General features: G+C 39.7%; 3 protein-coding genes. 1 reads left to right on the plus strand and 2 read right to left on the minus strand.

The genetic code is table 11. The features are described 5' to 3' along the window. On the plus strand, nt 1-362 hold a 362-nt coding region (locus ENH88_RS10390; protein WP_294122296.1), incomplete at its 5' end, for a TIGR04211 family SH3 domain-containing protein. Nucleotides 363-394: 32 nt separating this feature from the next. Here the strand turns inward: ENH88_RS10390 and ENH88_RS10395 are convergent. Both ENH88_RS10395 and ENH88_RS10400 read right to left on the minus strand, forming a co-directional pair. Continuing rightward, entirely contained in the window at nt 395-1456 is a 1062-nt protein-coding gene (locus ENH88_RS10395) for a DUF21 domain-containing protein (protein ID WP_076925166.1), read from the minus strand. Between the two features lie 55 nt (nt 1457-1511). Beyond that, the gene (locus tag ENH88_RS10400) at nt 1512-2864 is read right to left on the minus strand and encodes a magnesium transporter (protein WP_170071999.1); all 1353 of its coding nucleotides are present in this window, start codon (nt 2862-2864) and stop codon (nt 1512-1514) included. Nucleotides 2865-2908 lie beyond the last annotated feature (44 nt).

Here is a 2908-nt window from a genome sequence, read left to right on the forward strand (position 1 = left end):
ACCGTGAAGGTTGGATAGAAACTAAGTTTGTTACCAAAACGGCAGGCTTACACCAACAGTACAAAACACTAAGTAGCGAAATGAGCACTATGCAAGAAAACCTGCGCCAAGCTCAAATAGAACTTCCGCAGCTACAAGAACAAAACCAAACTTTAACTGATCAAAACCTGCAGTTATCGGCCCAAATTACTAAGCTTAAAACAACGCTAGAACAAGAGCGCACTCAAAAAGAAGCTGCTAGCTCAAAAGAGAAGCGCCAGCTACTCACTTACGGTGGTGCTATTGCGTTTTTAGGCCTATTTTTAGGTATTATATTAACGATAGTGTTGTCGCGTCGTAAGCGCTACGAAGGTTGGGCATAACCCTCCTTTCTATTGAATACAAAAAAGCCGCTTTATAGCGGCTTTTTATTCTCTGTATTTTCATGCAGTTCGAGTTTTGGTGCACTCATACCTTTGAGTAACCGACCAAATATATCAGCGCCGGTAATAATGCGCTTCACATCACTCCACACTAACACCACATCGTGATCAATGGCCCCATCAAACGATTTATCTAAAGAATGACTAGCCCGTATTTTTAAAATAACTTCACTCAGGCGCATAGCTTCATCAGCAACAATAATAGGTCTATGACAATAATGATAAGGGTCGAACGACTCTGGTTCAAACAAGGCTGAACGTAAAAAGCCGTCAGCATCTACCACTAATAAAGGCCAACCGTCTTCATTGGTAATGATCACCCAGTTATAACCTGACTTATGTAGTTTTCGTAAAAACTCATTATCAGTCGTTAATGTAAGGTCTGGGAAAATAGGTAAATCAAGCTTAGTCGGCAAAGAAATAATAGAGTCTGGGTCAATTATCTCCCCTTCTTTGGTTACGCTTATTTCATCTAAACTAAAAAAGTTAAGTGCGCCAATTCCCTCAACGTGCTGAACATCAGCCTCTTCCGCTTCTATGTGTTTGCGAATAATACCTCTGAGCTCACTTTCAGCAAAGTACGTAATCCCTTCTTTACCTAGCCATGCATCGAGAATTAAAGCCGTTGGCTTAGCAACTATATAAAACAGAATTTGATAAAACTTAATGAGTGGTGAAAGTAGGCTCGCCATTTTAAGTGCATTACGCGAAAAATAAGCTTGCGGCGTAATTTCACCAATAATAGTAATCGCGATAGTTGAGAATAAAAACGAACTGGCGCCCATTAATACAGAATCAGAAAGTAGCGTAAGCAGTACGTTTATACCTACGTTACCCCATAAAATAGTCGATAATAAAAAGTTAGAGTCGTTTCGAAGTGCCATCACTTTTATGGCAGCTTCGTTCCCTTTTGTGCTTTCCATTTCGAGCTGGAGTCTGCTTAGCGAAAAAAACGCTAAGTTTAAGCCCGAAAATATTGCCGATTGTGAAATACACAAAGCAATTGCACACCAAATCATGACTTCAAAGGTCATTGTATTTTCCTGTAAGTAATACCAATCCGCTTAATTAAGCGAATTGGTATAAGGCTTATAAAAGCAGTAAACTGCCTAAACCTAAAAAGGTAACAAACCCAACAATATCAGTAACAGTAGTTAAAATTACCGAGCCAGATAACGCAGGATCAATTTTCATTTTGTCTAAAATAGACGGAATAACAACACCTGCTAGTGACGCCGCGACTAAATTCAATAAAATGGCTACCGTTATTGTAATGCTGAGCATTAAATCGTTAAACCATAAGAATGTAAGCAGACCTATTACAAACGCCCATACCAAGCCATTTACAGCGCCAACACGTAGCTCTTTTTTAAGTAACGCATTGCGGTTTGAATCTGTAACCTGTCCAAGCGCTAAACCACGCACAATAACGGTTAATGTTTGACTACCTGCAATCCCCCCCATAGAAGCAACAACTGGCATTAATACAGCTAGTGCTACAACCTGCTCTATAGTTGCGCCAAATAAACCGATGAACCAAGACGCTAAAAAGGCAGTAGCTAAGTTAATACCTAACCATATACCACGGTTTTTAGCACTTTTTCGAACACTTGCGAACAGGTCTTCGTCTTCACGTAAACCACCCGCTTTAGCGGCTGCTTCATCAGCAATTTCTTGGCGTAATTCATACGCTGAGGCAATGGTTAATCGCCCGAGTAATTTATTGTCTGCGTTAACCACTGGCAGTGCCATTTTTTCACTGTGGATCACCACTTCTGCCGCTTCATATAAATCATCATCAGCATGGAGCGATGAAAAGTCATGATTTGCCAATGTCATTAAGTTATCGGTGTCGCTGGCTTTTATTAAATCATTTACCGCAACCTCACCTATTAAGCTGCCCTTACGGCTTACTAAATAAATAACTTCACTGTATTGCGGTAAACCTTTATGTAGCAATTTTTTAGCGCCACCGGCGGTTAGCTTCTCTGATACTTTTAAAAAGTCAAAACCTAACCAGTGACCTAATTGTTCTGGTGGATATTGCTGCGCTAAATCATATTGTTTGGTTTGCGCTTCATCGAGTTGCCTTTTTGCATACTCAACAAATCGCTCTGGTATAACTTCTTCAAGTTCCAGTAACTCTTCTACATTCACTTCATCAAGAAGCTTAAAAGCCTCTGTGTCTTCTAGTGTTTGCAGTAACCACAGACAACTGTCTTCACTTAAATTAACAAAAATTTCGTGTTGCGTGTCTTCGTCAAGTAACTGCCAAATTTCAAGTCGCTGTTCTTTTGGTATCGCCTCAAAAAGTAATGACAGGTGCTCTGTAGAAAGCGTCAACTGCGCATCTGCTAATAATTTATTTTTACGTTCTGTTGTATCGCATTGCAATAAATCATTTATGAGTTGTGGAAGTTGGTCTACCGGATACTCAATCATCTTAAAACCTTAAATTTAAAAGCGTACATTACTCACAGTTTACT

It is taken from the genome of Pseudoalteromonas prydzensis, assembly GCF_011050055.1.
Lineage (GTDB): Bacteria > Pseudomonadota > Gammaproteobacteria > Enterobacterales > Alteromonadaceae > Pseudoalteromonas > Pseudoalteromonas prydzensis_A.

What these genes read in the sequence shown, in the direction of transcription:
- ENH88_RS10400 (WP_170071999.1), bottom strand. Translation starts at nt 2,864, where the DNA reads ATGATTGAGTATCCGGTAGACCAACTTCCACAACTCATAAATGATTTA.
- ENH88_RS10395 (WP_076925166.1), bottom strand. Translation starts at nt 1,456, where the DNA reads ATGACCTTTGAAGTCATGATTTGGTGTGCAATTGCTTTGTGTATTTCA.